Origin of the sequence: Micromonospora parastrephiae (assembly GCF_016802865.1) — a bacterium.
Classification (GTDB): Bacteria; Actinomycetota; Actinomycetes; order Mycobacteriales; family Micromonosporaceae; genus Micromonospora; species Micromonospora parastrephiae.
Map to the genome: position 1 here is coordinate 28,999 of NZ_JAEVHM010000013.1, position 15,492 is coordinate 44,490.

General features: G+C 70.8%; 14 protein-coding genes. 6 read left to right on the top strand and 8 right to left on the bottom strand.

All coding sequences use genetic code 11. The features are described from left to right. Window positions 1-73: 73 nt before the first annotated feature. Both JNW91_RS31880 and JNW91_RS05175 read left to right on the top strand, forming a co-directional pair. Complete coding sequence (locus JNW91_RS31880) at window positions 74-1,105, top strand: LLM class flavin-dependent oxidoreductase (RefSeq protein WP_238424397.1); 1,032 nt, start codon at window positions 74-76, stop codon at window positions 1,103-1,105. Window positions 1,106-1,145: 40 nt separating this feature from the next. Next, window positions 1,146-1,856, top strand: coding sequence for an NADPH-dependent F420 reductase (locus JNW91_RS05175; protein WP_203173785.1), 711 nt, complete (start codon window positions 1,146-1,148; stop codon window positions 1,854-1,856). A gap of 58 nt (window positions 1,857-1,914) precedes the next feature. On the opposite strand, the gene JNW91_RS05180 is transcribed toward JNW91_RS05175, so the two are convergent. The 3 genes from JNW91_RS05180 to JNW91_RS05190 all read right to left on the bottom strand — a co-directional run bounded on the left by JNW91_RS05180 (window position 1,915) and on the right by JNW91_RS05190 (window position 4,595). Next, a complete protein-coding gene (locus tag JNW91_RS05180) occupies window positions 1,915-2,574 on the bottom strand; it encodes a hypothetical protein (protein WP_203173786.1) in 660 nt (219 codons plus the stop codon). 121 nt (window positions 2,575-2,695) lie between these two features. Next, window positions 2,696-3,514, bottom strand: coding sequence for an SAM-dependent methyltransferase (locus tag JNW91_RS05185; protein WP_203173787.1), 819 nt, complete (start codon window positions 3,512-3,514; stop codon window positions 2,696-2,698). An 82-nt stretch (window positions 3,515-3,596) separates the two neighbouring features. After that, window positions 3,597-4,595, bottom strand: coding sequence for a PaaX family transcriptional regulator (locus JNW91_RS05190; RefSeq protein ID WP_203173788.1), 999 nt, complete (start codon window positions 4,593-4,595; stop codon window positions 3,597-3,599). Between the two features lie 282 nt (window positions 4,596-4,877). Here JNW91_RS05190 and JNW91_RS05195 point away from each other — a divergent pair, with 282 nt between their 5' ends. After that, entirely contained in the window at window positions 4,878-6,203 is a 1,326-nt protein-coding gene (locus JNW91_RS05195; protein WP_203173789.1) for an extracellular catalytic domain type 1 short-chain-length polyhydroxyalkanoate depolymerase, read from the top strand. A 91-nt stretch (window positions 6,204-6,294) separates the two neighbouring features. Here the strand turns inward: JNW91_RS05195 and JNW91_RS05200 are convergent, their stop codons facing one another. Continuing rightward, complete coding sequence (locus tag JNW91_RS05200; protein ID WP_203173790.1) at window positions 6,295-6,909, bottom strand: dihydrofolate reductase family protein; 615 nt, start codon at window positions 6,907-6,909, stop codon at window positions 6,295-6,297. Between the two features lie 127 nt (window positions 6,910-7,036). Between JNW91_RS05200 and JNW91_RS05205 the strand changes: the two genes are divergently transcribed. Beyond that, window positions 7,037-8,404 (top strand): pyridoxal phosphate-dependent decarboxylase family protein, encoded by a 1,368-nt coding sequence (locus JNW91_RS05205; RefSeq protein ID WP_203173791.1) that lies wholly within the window; start codon window positions 7,037-7,039, stop codon window positions 8,402-8,404. A 100-nt stretch (window positions 8,405-8,504) separates the two neighbouring features. Continuing rightward, on the top strand, window positions 8,505-10,085 hold the full coding sequence (locus JNW91_RS05210) for a gluconokinase (protein ID WP_203173792.1): 1,581 nt from the start codon (window positions 8,505-8,507) through the stop codon (window positions 10,083-10,085). Here the strand turns inward: JNW91_RS05210 and JNW91_RS05215 are convergent. Genes JNW91_RS05215 through JNW91_RS05230 form a run of 4 tightly spaced genes read right to left on the bottom strand, consistent with a single transcriptional unit; the run spans window position 10,036 to window position 14,148 of the window. Beyond that, complete coding sequence (locus tag JNW91_RS05215; RefSeq protein ID WP_203173793.1) at window positions 10,036-10,923, bottom strand: ABC transporter permease; 888 nt, start codon at window positions 10,921-10,923, stop codon at window positions 10,036-10,038. The genes JNW91_RS05210 and JNW91_RS05215 overlap by 50 nt on opposite strands. Further along, window positions 10,923-11,810, bottom strand: a complete 888-nt coding sequence (locus tag JNW91_RS05220) for an ABC transporter permease (protein ID WP_309244243.1) — start codon at window positions 11,808-11,810, stop codon at window positions 10,923-10,925. The genes JNW91_RS05215 and JNW91_RS05220 overlap by 1 nt, the downstream gene beginning before the upstream one ends. Beyond that, complete coding sequence (locus JNW91_RS05225) at window positions 11,807-12,931, bottom strand: ABC transporter ATP-binding protein (RefSeq protein ID WP_238424390.1); 1,125 nt, start codon at window positions 12,929-12,931, stop codon at window positions 11,807-11,809. The genes JNW91_RS05220 and JNW91_RS05225 overlap by 4 nt, the downstream gene beginning before the upstream one ends. Next, window positions 12,928-14,148, bottom strand: coding sequence for an extracellular solute-binding protein (locus JNW91_RS05230; RefSeq protein ID WP_203173794.1), 1,221 nt, complete (start codon window positions 14,146-14,148; stop codon window positions 12,928-12,930). The genes JNW91_RS05225 and JNW91_RS05230 overlap by 4 nt, the downstream gene beginning before the upstream one ends. Window positions 14,149-14,400: 252 nt before the next feature. Between JNW91_RS05230 and JNW91_RS05235 the strand changes: the two genes are divergently transcribed. Further along, complete coding sequence (locus tag JNW91_RS05235; RefSeq protein ID WP_203173795.1) at window positions 14,401-15,483, top strand: LacI family DNA-binding transcriptional regulator; 1,083 nt, start codon at window positions 14,401-14,403, stop codon at window positions 15,481-15,483. The last annotated feature ends 9 nt before the right edge of the window (window positions 15,484-15,492 follow it).

A 15,492-nucleotide genomic window follows, 5' to 3' on the forward strand; every position in this document is an offset into this window, starting at 1 on the left:
GCGCGAACCATCGAGCTGCTGGGCAGCGAGGTCGCGCCGCGGGTCCGGGAGCTGTTGGCGAAGGAGCCCACCAATGTCTGACCTCGTGTTCGGCCTCGACACCTTCGGCGACGTACCGGAGGACGACTCCGGTAAGCCTGTCTCCTACGCCGCGGCGATCCGACAGGTCGTCGACGAGGCGGTGCTCGCCGACGAACTCGGCGTCGACGTCATCGCCCTCGGCGAGCACCATCGGCCCGAGTACTCGGTGTCCACGCCGGAGACCGTGCTGGCGGGCATCGCCTCCCGCACCTCGCGCATCCGGCTCTCCTCCGGCGTGACGGTGCTCAGTTCCGACGACCCGGTCCGGGTGTTCCAACGCTTCGCCACCGTCGACGCGCTGTCGAACGGGCGGGCCGAGGTGATCCTCGGCCGCGGCTCGTTCACCGAGTCGTTCCCCCTGTTCGGCTACGACCTGGCCGACTACGACGTGCTGTTCGAGGAGCGGATCGAGCTGTTCGCGAAGCTGCTCGACGAGAAGCCGGTCACCTGGACCGGCAGCACGCGTGCACCGCTCAAGGACGCCGACGTGTTCCCGAAGACCGAATCGGGGCATCTCACCACCTGGGTGGGCGTCGGCGGCTCGCCGCAGTCGGTCGTCCGCACCGCCCGGTACGGCCTTCCGCTCATGCTCGCCATCATCGGCGGCGCTCCGGAGCGGTTCGCACCGTACATCGACCTCTACCGCAGGGCGGCCGACCAGCTCGGCACCACCGCGTATCCGGTCGGGATGCACTCGCCAGGCTTCGTCGCCGACACCGACGAGGAGGCGAAGGAGGTGTTCTGGCCGCACTACCGGGTCATGCGGAACCGGATCGGCGCGTTGCGGGGCTGGCCCCCGATCCGTCGCGAGGAGTTCGACTCCGAGGTGGAGCACGGCTCGCTGTACATCGGCTCACCGGAGACGGTGGCGCGCCGGATGGCTCGCGCCATCCGCAGCATCGGCGTCGGCCGGTTCGACCTCATCTACACCGCGGGAGCCCAGCCGGTCAGCGCCCGGATGCGCGCCGTGGAGCTCTACGGCTCCCGGGTGATCCCCATGGTCCGCGACATCCTGGCCAGCTGATCCGCCCACCGACATCGCACCGGCACCTTGGAAGGAAGACATGAACGACAACGGCCCCGACCGGCCCCAGACCCTCGCCGTCCTCGGGGCCGGCAAGGTGGGCACGGTTCTCGCCCGGCTCGCGCTCGCCGCCGGATACCGGGTGCTCGTCGCCGGCTCCGGCGACCCGGCGAAGATCGCCCTCACCATCGAGGTGCTCACGCCGGGGGCGATCGCGACCACCTCGGTCGACGCCGTGGCCGACGCCGACATCGTCATCCTCGCCCTGCCGCTGGGCAAGTACCGTGCCATCCCCGCCGAGGCACTGCGCGGCAAGCTCGTCGTCGACGCGATGAACTACTGGTGGGAGGTCGACGGCATCCGCGACGACCTGACCGACCCGCGCACCTCGTCGAGCGAGATCGTCCAGGCGTTCCTGTCCGGCGCACGGGTCGTGAAGGCGTTCAACCACATGGGGTACCACGATCTCGAGGACGAGGCGCGACCGGCCGGAGCCGCCGGCCGCAAGGCCATCGCGATCGCCGGGGACGACGCCGCCGATCTCGCCGCGGTGGCGTCCCTCGTCGACGCGCTCGGCTTCGACCCGGTCGTCGCCGGCGCGCTCGCCGAGGGCGTACGGCTCGAACCGGGCAGTGAGTTGTTCGGCGCCAACGTGACCGCCGCGGAGGTGCGCGCCATGCTCGACCGGTTTCCCGAGTCGGAGCGCGGACGGATCATCGCTGCCGCGCGGCGTTCCGACCTGCCCGGATGACCCTCCGGTCGCGGTTCTCTGGGCACCGCCAGGGACCGTCACCGGCACGGGTGACGGATCAGCCGCCGGAGCCCTCCTCCGCACCGTCGTGACTGTCACCCTCCAGGTAGACGTGCTGGTGTCCCTGACCGGAGTCGACATTGATCTGGTCGAGCTGGGTGGCGGCGACCGACCAGGCGGCGCTGGCCTGGGCTGCCTGTCGCTTGGCCAGGTCGACGAGCGCGGCCCTCTGCGCGGGTGGCCCCGTGAGGGCGAGGAGGTGGGCGTCGACGGCGAGGGACGCCTGTTCCACGGCGCTGCGCAGCGCCGTGCGGGCCACATTCGTGGCGGTGGTGCCCGACGGAGGGTTGGCGAACGGCGCCGCCGCCTGGACCAGGGTCTGCTGCCACTGACGGGCCTGTTCAGCGCTCGCCGGTCGAGACGCTGACGGGTCCGCCTGGATGGCGGTGAGGATGGGTTGTATCTGCTCCCGCAGGCGACGGGCTGTCGCCGTCAGCTCGACGATCTGCTGGCTGTCGCGTTGCGCGTCGGCCTTGCGGATGTCCGCGATGGTCGACTCGGTGCCGTCCGGTCGGCCGGCCGTGTAGCCGATGGCACCGCCCAGGAGAGCGGCCGCGAGTCCGACCGCCGCGACGACGGCCGCGAGACGCAGGACCCGCTGGCGGCGCGTGTCAGAGGTGGACAGCTGGTAGGAGGGCTTGCCGGTACGGCGCGACACAACATCTCCTCGCGTCGAGCGAAACGTGGTCGCAGCCTAGCTCGACGCGGCGACGATGGTCGATAGCCGGGAGGCGACCGTACCGTCTGGCACGCTGCCGCCCGGTCGTTGCCGGCGTTCGTTACCTGACCCGGGCGACGGCGCCGTTGAACGACACGTCCTGCACGGATGGACGCGGCTGCGGCGCGTCGTCGGCGCGCCACCGCGCCACCGACACGATGCCGGGCTCCACGAGGTCCAACCCGTCGAGGAGGCCCGCGAACTGCTCGGTGGTCCGGGCCTGGAACCGGCCGTCGTGGTTGTTCGCCTCCAGCTTCGCGGTCACCTCGGGCGACAGGTACTCCCAGGTCACGTGCGAGGCGACGACGTAGCTGCCGGACGGAAGCGCGGCGACGAGGCGGTTGAGGATGCTCCTCGGGGCCTCGTCGTCGCGGATGAAGTGCAGGATGGCGACCAGCATCAGCGCGACCGGCTGGGTGAGGTCCAACGTTGTGCGTAGGTCCGGATGGGAGAGGATCCGCTCCGGCTCACGCAGGTCGGCGTCGAGGTAGGCCGTGCGGCCCTCGGGCGTGCTGCTCAGCAGCGCGCGGGCGTGGGCGAGGACGATCGGGTCGTTGTCGACGTAGACGACCCGCGCCGACGGGTCGATCGCCTGGGCCACCTCGTGCGTGTTGTCGGCGGTCGGGATGCCGGTGCCGATGTCCAGAAACTGACGGACGCCGTGCAGCGCCAGGAAACGTACCGCGCGCTGCAGGAACAACCGGTTCTCGACGGCGGCGAGGCGAATGGTGGGCATCGCGGCCGCCAGCGCGTCGCCGGACTGCCGGTCGGCGGCGAAGTTGTCCTTGCCGCCCAGCAGGTAGTTGTACCTGCGGGCCGGGTGCGCGACGCTGGTGTCGATCCGATCTGCCGCTGAAAGCTCCCCGCCGCGGAACGTCAACCGGTCCTCCCATCGCCGCAATTCTCTCCACAAGGTACACACCCGACCGTCGACGCGGTGCCCGGCGGCGGACGGGTGCTCGTCAACGGGTCGGCCCGTCTCGGCACGCTTCCCCCGGGCTCGCGTCACCGCGTGACCCTGCGACGAGGTCGGCGGTGGTATGTGCCTGGATGCCGGGCTCTCCGCTGGCGGTGAATCGCGCGACGACCGCTCGGACGTGCCGCTCGGCCGGCTCGGCGAGGTCGTCGTAGACGGCCGCGAACAGCTGCCGGGCCGGCTGGCGGAGCCATCCCGCCGGAAGGAGTTCCAGCGGCAGCTGCGGGTCGAGGGTGGGAAAGCGCCGGAAGGTGTCCATGACCTCGGTACGCGCCCGCACCGCCGCCGAGCCCTCGACCTGGCCCGATCGCACCAGGGGCAGCATCGGTTCCCACCGCCGCAGGAACTCCTCGTAATGCCGTTTGATGGCATCGATGTCCCAGGCTTCGATGGGCGCACGTTGACTGGTCGTGTCGAGCGCGGTCTGTCGTCCACGGAACACCGTGACGCGGCCGGCCGACAGCTGGGCGAGCAACTCCCGCGCCGGTGGGGTCAGCTCGTACGGTGAGATCCACAGTCCGTCGTACAGCGGCGCGTATCCGAGCCACCGGAGCTGGCCGCGCAGGGTCCGCCGCTGCGCGCCGCGGTCCTGCGGCAGCGAGAAGGCGACGGTCGTCCAGCACCGGTCCCACGGCGTCGTCGCGGCGGTGGAGGTCAGAATCCACTGTGCCCCCGCGGAGAGGTTGGCCGCGGCGGCGCGGCTGAGCCGGTAGGAACTGTGCCGGCCCTGCCGGCTGCCTTCCAGCACACCCCGACGGGCCAGCCGGCTGATCGCGGTCCGGGCGCCGGCCGTGGTCACCCCCGACTCCGCGAGCAACGCGACGATGGCGGCGGACGGGAACGCGGCACGGGTCCGCACGCTGTAATCCGCCAGCAGGGTCACCGCGACACCCTGGGGCGAGTTGCCGGCCTGTCGTCGGGGCAGCCGAAGCGAGTGCTCCCCGTCGTCCGGATATATCTCCTCGATGTCGAACGGGCTCGCCACAGGCCCTCCGGGCTCGGCTCAGGGACGTTGTCCCGACTGTAGACGGAACTCCGGCGGGCTGGGTCGTCGTGGCAGGCGCGGACGACGCGATCGTTGATCGAGCGACATTGATTGACACTTATCGGTCCGCAGGGAACACTATTTGCTACGCGACCCAGACGAGCCGGGCAGGGCATCCACGCGTCATCGGCCGTGCTCGATCACCGCGGGTAGCCGGGCACACCCGCGAACGGGATGCGCGGCCAATCCCAACCTGCACAGGTGATCGAAGGAGTCGTTCCCGTGAGAATCAGAAGGACACTGTTGCTCGGCCTCGCCGCGTCGCTGGTGGCGGCCGGCCTGGTGGTTCCCACCTTGCGCCCCGCGTACGCCGCGTCGCTGGCCGAGGTCGCCAGCTTCGGCGACAACCCGGGCCGGATGCGCATGCATGTCTACGTTCCGGACGTCCGTCCGGCCAGGCCCGCGGTCGTGGTGGCCATGCACGGCTGCGGCGGTTCCGGCCCGGGCTTCTACTCCGGCAGTGAGTTCGCCGCCCAGGCCGACCGGTACGGATTCATCGTGATCTACCCGACCGCGACCCAGCAGGCCGGGTTCGGCAACTGCTTCGACGTGTGGTCGGACGCCGCCAAGCGCCGCGGCGGAGGCAGCGACCCGGTGTCGATCATTTCCATGATCCGGTACGCGCAGCAGCAGTACGGCGCCGACCCCGGCCGGGTCTACGCCACCGGCAGTTCGTCCGGCGGCATGATGACCAATCACATGCTGGCCCTGTACCCCGACGTGTTCAAGGCCGGCGCCGCGTTCATGGGGGTTCCCTACAACTGTTTCGCCAACGCCGCGGACTTCCCGCCCACCAGCAGCCAGTGCACCGGCGGCAACATGAACCGGACGCCGCAGCAGTGGGGTGACGCGGTCCGCCAGGCCCACCCCGGCTATTCCGGCCCCCGCCCGCGGGTGCAGTTGTGGCACGGCACCAACGACACGCTCGTGCCGTACTCGCTGCTGCAGGAGACGATCGAGCAGTGGACCAACGTGTTCGGGCTCAGCCAGACACCCACCTCCACCGACACGCCCCAGGCCAACTGGAACCGGCGCAGGTACGCCGACACCAGCGGCACCGTCCAGGTCGAGGCGTACAGCATCCAGGGCGCCGGGCACAGCCTGCCGTCCGGCGGCATGGCCGCGTCCGCCGTCCAGTTCTTCGGCCTGACCACCCCACCCACGACACCCACGCCGACTGCGACCCCCACACCGACCACGACGCCCACCCCGACCACGCCGCCGGTTGCCGGCGCGTGCCGGGTGAGCATCGCCATCAACGCCTGGAGCAGCGGGCTGACCGAGAACGTCACCATCACCAACACCGGCGCCAGTGCCATAAACGGCTGGTCCCTCGTCTTCACCCTCCCCGGCGGGCAGACCGTCACCTCGGGCTGGAACGCCACCTACTCCCCCACGTCCGGGCAGGTGACGGCCAGGAACGTCGCGTACAACGCCGGCATCCCACCGAACGGATCGGTGAGCATCGGCTTCCAGGCCGCGCACACCGGCAACACCGCCGGGCCGGGTTCGTTCACCCTCAACGGCGCCGCCTGCACGATCGCCTGACATCGACGCCCCCTGCGGGGCGGCCCGCTCGAGCCGGCCCCGTCGCACGCCGCGGCGGGGCCGGCTCGGGTTGTCGACCCCGCCCGAGGCGCTAGCTCCCTGCCGGCACCTGGTCCTTGACCTCGTCGTAGCTGACCGCGCCGGGCGCTGCGGTCGGCGCGTAGATCACGCGGATCACGCCCGTCGGGAACACCTCCGTCGCCGTCACCTTCAGGTGGTACGGCGTCTCCCCGTCGTCGAACAGCCTGCGACCCTTGCGCGCCGCCACCGGATGCACCAGAAGGCGCAGCTCGTCGACCAGCCCTGCGGCGAGCAACTGCTGCACCACCGAGATCGACCCGGGAATCAGGACACCTCTGCTGGCGGCGTCGGCCCGGAGCGAGGCGACCGCGTCGAGGAGATCGCCGGAGAGCAGTTCCGAGTTACGCCAGGAAAAGGTCAGCGGCTGGCGTGAGACGACGACCTTGCGCACGTCCCCGAGTTGCTTGGCGAACGACGCGTCCTCCCCTCCGGCGGCCTCGCGGTCGGGCCAGGCGCCGGCGAAGCTGTCGTACGTCTCGCGGCCGATGAGCAACACGTCGGCGGTGTCGTAGTCCTCGCCGACGGCGCGGCCCATGTTGTCGTCGAAGTACGGGAAGTGCCAATCGGGATCGATCTCGGCCACACCGTCGGCCGAGATGAACAGCGTGGAGATGACCTTTGCCATCGCGGTGCCCCTTCGAATCAGGTGATGTCGTCAGGTGAACCGCCACAGCATCCCAAAATCATCAGCCGTCCACGGGCACCGCGCCGTGATCCTCGTCGGAGCCGCGGCCCGGGGATATGGTGCGCCGATGGAGGAGCTCACCCGCCTGTTCCGCCTGGCCGCTGACCACGCCGCCGACTACCGGAGGTCGTTGCCCGACCGGCCGGTCGGGGCGCCACCCGATCAGGCCGCGTTGACCCGGGCGTTCTCCGGCCCGCTGCCCGCGACGCCCTGCCCGGCGGAGCAGGTGGTCACGGACCTGCTCGCCGCGGCCGAGCCCGGCCTGGTCGCCAGCGCCGGCCCGCGGTACTTCGGGTTCGTGGTGGGTGGCGCGCTGCCGTCGGCCACCGCCGCCGACATGCTCGCCGTCGGCTGGGACCAGCTCGCGTTCAACGCCGTCACCTCGCCGGCCGCCATCGCGGCCGAGGCCGCCGCCGCAGCCTGGCTGAAGGAGCTGCTGGGGATTCCGACGGCGGCATCGGTCGGCTTCGTCACCGGTGGCCAGGCCGCCAACACCGCCGGGCTCGCCGCCGCACGGCACCAGGTGCTGGCCGACGTGGGCTGGGACGTGGAACGACGCGGGTTGCTCGGGGCGCCGCCGGTCCGGGTGATCGCCGGGGACGAGCGACACGGCACCATCGACCGGGCGCTGCGCCTGCTCGGCCTGGGCGTGGACGCGGTGCAGCCGGTGCGAACCGGCCCGAACGGCGCCATCGACCTCGGGTCGCTGCGGGACGTCCTGAAAGCCGGTCCGGCCGGCCCGACCATCGTGTGTCTCCAGGCCGGCAACGTGAACACCGGCGCCTGCGACGAGTTGCGGGAGGCGTGCGAGCTGGCCCACCGGCACGGGGGCTGGGCGCACGTCGACGGCGCCTTCGGCCTGTGGGCCGCGGCGAGCCCGGCGACCCGCCACCTGGTGGACGGGCTGGAGTTGGCCGACTCGTGGGCCTGCGACGGCCACAAGTGGCTCAACCTGCCGTACGACACCGCCTTCGCGTTCTGCGCGCGGCCCGACACGCACGCGGCGGCGATGTCCTACGCCGCCGCGTACCTGGTGGGATCCGGTGGCGTCCCGACGGGCGCGAATCTCACCGCCGAGTCCTCGCGCCGCGCCCGCGGGTTCGCGGTCTGGGCCGGCCTACGCGAGTTGGGGCGCGACGGGCTGGCGGCCCTGGTGGACCGTTGCTGCGCGTTGGCCCGCCGGTTCGCCGAGGGTCTGACCGCGGCCGGGTTCGAGGTGGCGAACGAGGTGGTGCTCAACCAGGTGCTGGTCGGCTTCGGTGACGACGCGCGCACCGACCGGGTGGTGGACGCGGTGCAGGCGGACGGCACCTGCTGGGCAGGCGGTACGACGTGGCGGGGTCGACGGTTCATGCGGATCTCGGTGTCGAACGCCACCACCACCGAGGCGGACGTCGACCGGTCGATCGCGGCGATCACCCGTCTCGCCGTCTGACGTCGACCTGGAACGCCACACCGGCTGCCGTTCGACCGGTGCGACGACAACTGCGCGCAACCGCTTGCCGGCCCGTCGAGCGCCCCTCGACCATGAGCCCATGCGGCCAGGACGTCGTGTCATTCTCGGGGTCGACGTGGGCGCCACGGCCGTGCGGGCGGCCGCGTTCGCGCTGGGCGGGGGCGCGCGGCACGTCGCGACCCGGGAGTACCCGCTGCTCCAGCCGGAGCCCCGCTGGCGGGTACAGGATCCGGACCTGCTCGTGGCGGCCACCCTGGAGGTGACGTCCGCGTGTGTCGCCGACACCGCCGGCGCCGAGGTGGTCGCCCTCGCGCTGAGTTCCGCCACGTACGGCCTGATCGGGCTGGACGCGGCGATGACGCCGGTGACACCGCTGCTGACCCGGGCCGACGCGCGGTCGTCGGAGGCGGCTCGCGACCTGCGGGCCGGCGGGCAGGGCCGGGACCTGCACCGGCTGACCGGCACGCCGGTGCACCCGGCCAGTCCGCTGTGCAAGCTCGTATGGTTCGCCCGCCACGAGCCGTACCTCTGCACGAGGGCGCGGTGGTGGATCGGCCTCAAGGACTACCTGCTCTACCGGCTCACCGGGAGGCTGGTCACCGAGCTGTCCTCGGCGTCCGGCACCGGAATGCTCGACGTGCGGCGTCGAATGTGGAGCCGCGACGCGCTCGACCTCGCCGGCGTGTGCGAGAGCCAGTTGCCTCCCGTCCTGCCGACGACGGCGTTGTTGCGGCTGTCGGCCACCGCCGCTCGTGCGGTCGGCCTGCCCTCCGGCACGCCGGTCGTCGTGGGTGCGGGCGACGGCCCGTCGGGCATCCTGGGCGCGGCGGCGATCGACAGCACCGTCGGTGGGCTGTCACTCGGAGCCACGGCGGTCCTGCGCACGGTTGTCACCTCGCCGCTCGTCGACCCGACCGAGACATTCCTCTGCGACGCCCTGACCGAGGACGCGTGGGTTGTCGGGACGACGGTCAGCAACGGCGGCAACGTGGTGCGGTGGGCGGGGCGCGTCCTCACACCCGACCTGCATCCGGCGTCCGGTGACGACCGTGCCGTACCCGGGCTCCTGGGTCTCGCCGAGCGGGTCCCGGCGGGTAGCGACGGCCTCGTGATGCTGCCGTACCTGATGGCCGACGGGACGTCGACAGGCGACTCCGGCCCGCCCGGTGCGTATCTGGGGCTGCGCGCCGAGCACTCCCGAGGTCACCTGGTCCGGGCCGCCGTCGAGGGGGTATGCCTGCACCTCGGCGTCCTCCTCGATCACCTGGCGGAGCTGACGCCAATCAGCGGCGTACGGCTCACCGGCCAGGCCTTCCGCTCCGCGCTGTGGCGTCGGGTGATGACGGCGGTCCTCGATCGTCCGACCCACACGGCCGTTCGCGCCGAGGACCCGGCCCTCGGCGCGGCGGCGCTCGGCCTCTTCGCGATCGGCCTCGCTCCCGATCTCAAGGAGGCCGTCACCCAACTCGACGCCGAGAATGCCCGCACCGAACCGGTCGCGGCCGACCCCGCCCTCGCCGCCGCCTACCGCGGCCTGCGCGCCACGCTGCCCGCGCTCGTCAGCGCGGCGGGTCGGATGGGCGAGATCCTCGACGAGGCGACGAGTGGCCTCAGTGCTCAGGGTCCTCTTTCACCTGTGCCACGAGCTGGGTCGGGTTGACGTACCGCAGCGCGACGACGAGCAGGACGAGCATCATCGAGGTGTAGATGACCGCCATCGCGTCGACCGACTGCTGCGCCCGGATCCCGGACGCGGACATCGAGTAGTAGAGCGCCACGACGAGGGTCTGCGAGTCGGGTCCCGCCGTCAGGAACGTCAGCTCGAACATGCCCACGGTCCGCACGAGAACGAGGATCGCCGAGGCGAGGATGCCCGGCACCAGCAACGGCGTGAGTACCCGGAGGAACACCGTCCGCAGTCCCGCGCCGCACATGCGAGCGGCGCTCTCGATCCGCGGATCGATCTGCTCGATGAACGGCGTCATGGTCAGAATGACGAAGGGCACCGAGGGGACGAGGTTGGCGAGGACGACCCCGGACATGTTCCCGGCCAGGCCGAACTTGTACAGGACGGTCGCGAGGGGGATGCCGTACGTGATCGGCGGCATCAGGATCGGCAGCAGAAACACGAGGAAGATCAACCGTTTGCCGGGGAACGACCGTCGCGCGAGGACGTAGGCGGCTGGCACGCCGATCAGCAACGAGAGACCCACGACGAGTACGGAGACCTCGAGCGTCACGACGATGACCTGGAGAAGCGCGAACTCCTCCCAGGCCCGGCCGTACCAACTGGTGGTGTAGCCGTCGGGGAGCCAGGTGTCGAACCAGCGCCGGCCGAACGAGCTGACCAGCACGGATGCCACGACACCCAGCAGGTTGAGGAAGAAGAAGATGACGACGCCCCACACGATCCACGCGGCCGGTCGGGCTACGACGCGCCGCCGTCGGTCGGTGGGGACCGGGGGCCGTGCCGGTGGCGCCTGGGTGATCGTTGCCATCAGCCCTTGCCTCCCGTGGAGCCCGTGTAGAAACGACTGCGCGCACCCAGGACCAGCGCGATGATGACCAGCTCGACGAAGCCCATGATCATGGCGATCGCCGACGCGTACGGGTAGTCGTACTGCTCGTACGCGGCCTGGTACGCGGCGAGGGAGATGACCCGTGTCTCACCGGCCGGATTGCCGACCAGGACGGCCGACGGGAACACGCTGAACGCCAGCACGAACGTCAGGCAGAAGGTCGTCGCCAGGCCGGGCATCAGCAGCGGAAGGGTTATCCGCGTGAAGCGGCGACGCCAGTCCGCCCCCAGCGTCGCCGCCGCCCGCTCCAGGGTGGGGTCGATGCCGGAGAGGTACGAGAGCACCAGCAGGAACGCGAACGGAAAACCGGTGATCACCAGCGAGAAGAACACACCCCAGTAGTTGTGGGTCAACCGCACCGGCTCGTCGACGAGGTTCGTGGAGAGCAGGATCCGGTTGAACCAACCCGTCGGGCCGAGGAAGTTCAGCAGGCCCTGGGCGGTGAGCACCGTACCGAGCGTGATCGGCACGACCAGCAGCGTGGTGACCAACCGTTTGCCCCGGAACCGCCCACGCATCCGGTACGCGATCGGCACGGCGGCGAGGACGTTCAGGAGCGCAGCGGGCAAGGCGATCCGCAACGTGATCCAGATGGTGTCCCGCTCGTAGGCGTCGGAGAAGAACCGGGCGTAGTCGCTGAACGGCCCGCCGTCGGTCGGCTGGAACGAGAGGGTCAGCCCGTAGAAGAACGGGTAGAGGAACAGCGCGACGACGAAGATCAGGGCCGGGGCCAGCAACCAGAGCTGACGGTCGACGCCGCGCTCGGCGAGGCGGTGCCGCCAGTGCGTCAGCGGCCTGCCGCTCACCGCGGCGCCCCTGCGCTGTCCGTGAGACGGTCCGACCGATCCTCGGTCGTCCGCTCCGCGTCCGCGGGATAGACGAGGAGCCGCCCCGGATCGATGGCCAGCTTCACCTGGTCGCCTGGCGCGATCCGCTGCTCGGTACGCAGGTGCAGCAACTGCCCCGCGTCGGTGCGGGCCTCGGCCGCCAGCTCGCGGCCCTGGTACTCCACCACCTCGATCGTCGCCGACATCGCGTTACGGGTTTCGCCGGGCCCGTCCACGCGGACGTCCTCCGGGCGTACCGCGACGACCACCTCCGCCCGATCCTGGAGGTCGCCCATGGCCTCGCCGAGCAGGCGATGGCCGGACGACTCCACCGTGGCCCGCGAGCCGTCCAACTGCTCCACCCGCCCCCGCCACAGGTTGCGGTAGCCCATGAAGTCGGCGACGTGCCAGTTCGCCGGCCGGGTGTGCATCTCACGCGGCGACCCGATCTGCTGCACCCGCCCCTTTCGCAGCACCACCAGCCGGTCGGCCAGCGACAGCGCCTCCTCCTGGTCGTGGGTCACGTAGACGGTGGTGAGCCCCAGCGACTGGTGCAACCGACGGATCTCGGTACGCATCTCCAGGCGCAGTTTCGCGTCGAGGTTGCTCAGCGGCTCGTCCATCAGCACGAGGGACGGTTCGAAGACCACGGCGCGGGCGATGGCGACGCGTTGCTGCTGACCGCCGGAGAGCTGGCCGGGCAGCTTGTCGACGTGGTCCTCGAGCCGCACCAGCCGCACCGCCTCCTCCGTACGCCGCCGGGTCTCCTCCTTCGGCAGTCGCCGCATGCGCAGGCCGAAGGCGATGTTCGCCCGGACCGTCAGGTGCGGGAAGAGGGCGTAGCTCTGGAACACCATGCCGAAGCCACGCCGCTCCGGTGGCAGCGTGTCGATCCGGCGCTCGTCCTGCCAGATGCTCCCCGCCGTCAACGGCAGGAGCCCGGCCAGGCAGTTCAGGGCGGTCGACTTGCCGCAGCCGGACGGGCCGAGCAGAGCGATGAACTCCCCCGCCTCGATCGTCAGGTCCAGGTCGGTCAGCGCGTCCTGGCCGCCGAACCGGCGGGACACCCCGTGCAACCGCAGCTGGGAGAAGGCGCTCATCCCTGCTTGACCTTTCCGCCGCCGATCTCGCGGTCCCACCGGTTGAACGCCGCCACGAGGCTCTTGGCGTCCAGCGGGACCTCGGTCGGGTTCCCGGCGATCAACGCGTCGTACTCGGGGCGGCCGAACTCCCGGATCGCGTCCCGGCTCTTCTGCGGCGCCGAGGAGAGCTGCACGTCCCGCACCGCCGGCCCCGGGTAGAAGTAACCCTCGTCGTACGCCTTGGCCTGTTGTTCGGGAGTGAGCATGAACGCCAGCAGGGCCAGCACCGCGGCCTGGGTGTCGGTCGACACGCCCTTGGGCAGGACCGCGTAGTGCGCGTCGGTGACCCAGTGGAAGCCGTCGATCGTGGCGATCCTGGCGTCCTTGGGAACCGTGCCCAGCACGCGGGGGTTGATGTCCCAGCCGGTGGTGCTGACGATCAGGTGGGCGGTGCCGTTGGCGAGGTTCTTCATCGTCTCGGTGGTGCCCGACGGGTAGTAGTCGACGTACTGACCCAGCTCCTTGAGGAAGGCCCACGTCTTGTCCCATCCCGCCGTGGGGTCCTTGGGGTTCGTGTCGCCCAGGATGTACGGCAGGCCCATCAGGAACGTCCGTCCGGGGCCCGAGTTGGCCGGCCGGGCGTACTGGAACTTCCTGGGGTTGGCCCTGGCCCAGGCGAGCAGGGCTTGCGCGCTTGTCGGTGGCGTGGACAGGCGGGACGGCAGATATTCGAGCAGTGGGCCGGACGGGTAGTAGGTGACGGTGACGCCCGCGTTGCCGGCGAGCCGCTGCATGGCGGCGGCCGGTTCCAGGTAGTTCCGCATGCCGCCGAGGCGGTCCTGGAACGTCGGCAACACGTCGATCCAGAGCCCCTGCTCGATGCCGGCGGCGAGACCGTCGACGCCGGTCAGCACGAGACCGATGTCCACCCGGTTGGCGCCCTGCTGGGCTTTGATCTTGCCAGCCAGTTCGGGCGCCGGCGCCTTCGAGTACGTCACCCGGGAGATCACGTCGGAGTTCCTCGAGACGAACTCGTCGATCATCCCCTGCGTCAGTTGCAGGTTGCCGGCGACGTCGAGAACGTTGAGCGTCACGGCCCGGCCGGGCCGCTGTGGCACCTCACCCGTGGTGTCGCCCGAGGACGTGCCGGGTGCCTCCGGCGCCCCACATCCGACCGCGCCCACGAAGAGCGACGATGCCGTGACCATGAGGGCGCCGCGCCGCGTCATACCCATCAGTCGTTCCCTTCATCGACTACCCGGGCCGGCCAGGTAGGTCCACGCTCCGCGCAGGTGGGGTCGCCATCCAGGCCGCCCTACATGTGCCATCCGTGACGATTGAGACAGCCGGCACGGCACGACGGCAACGGGTTGCCATGTATTGCCTCGCGCAAATGCCTTGATCGAAGATGATTGTTGCCTGGGCGTTGCCGAGCACCCACCGGCGTCATAGCATGATCACGGCGCGTAGCCGGGGGGAGCATGACGATGCCCGACCACACCAGCCCGCCGGACAAGAGGGCCACGATCTACGACGTCGCGGCCGAAGCCAACGTCTCACCGTCCACGGTGTCCCGCGCCTTCTCCAAACCCAGCCGGGTCAACTCCGAGACCGCCGAACGGATCCGGCAGGTCGCCGAGCGGCTGGGCTACCGGACCAACCCGCTGGCCCGCGCACTCACCACGTCCCGCACGCACATGATCGCGCTCGTCATCGCCGACATCACCAACCCGGTGTACGCCGAGATCGTCCGCGGGGCGCAGGAGGCGGCGATGAGCGGCGAATACACCACGGTGCTGATCGACGCCCAGGAGTCCGACCGCCTGGAGCGGGCCGCGATCGAACGGGCGATGTCGACCGTCGACGGGATCGTGCTGGCCAGCAGCCGGATGTCCGACTCGGCCATCCGGATGTTCGCCAAGCAACGGCCGGTGGTGGTCCTCAACCGCGCGATCAGCGACGTGCCCTGCGTCGTCACGGACAATCCGCGCGGGGTGCGCCGGGTCGCCGAGCACCTCGGTGAGCTGGGACACGACCACATCACCTACGTGTCGGGGCCGCAGGCGTCCTGGCCGAACGGGACCCGCTGGCGGGCGCTGCTCGAGGCGGGCATGGAGCTCGAGATCAAGGTGCGCCAGATCGGTCCGTTCAGCCCGACGATCGAGGGTGGCGAGCGGGCGGCCGTCGAGTTGTTCGCACGCCCGGCGACGGCCGTCCTCGCCTTCAACGACCAGATGGCGATCGGCCTCATCCGCGGTCTCAACCGGATGGGCGTCGACGTGCCCGGCGACGTCAGCATCGTGGGCTTCGACAACATCCCCGCCGCCGACATCGTCACGCCCGGACTGACCACGGTCGCGGCGCCGCTCTACGCCGAGGGTTCGGCCGCCACCCGGCACCTGCTCACGATGATCCGGGGAGCCCACGGGCACACCGGCCGACCGATGGTCCTGCCGGTACGCCTCGTGATCCGCCGCTCGACGGCCACCCGCAACCCGAGCCCAGGTCGGGCTCGATCGCCCTGGGTACGCCAGCGGCCCAGGCCCAATCCGGCGGCGCGCCTGTCGTGACGCCCTGAC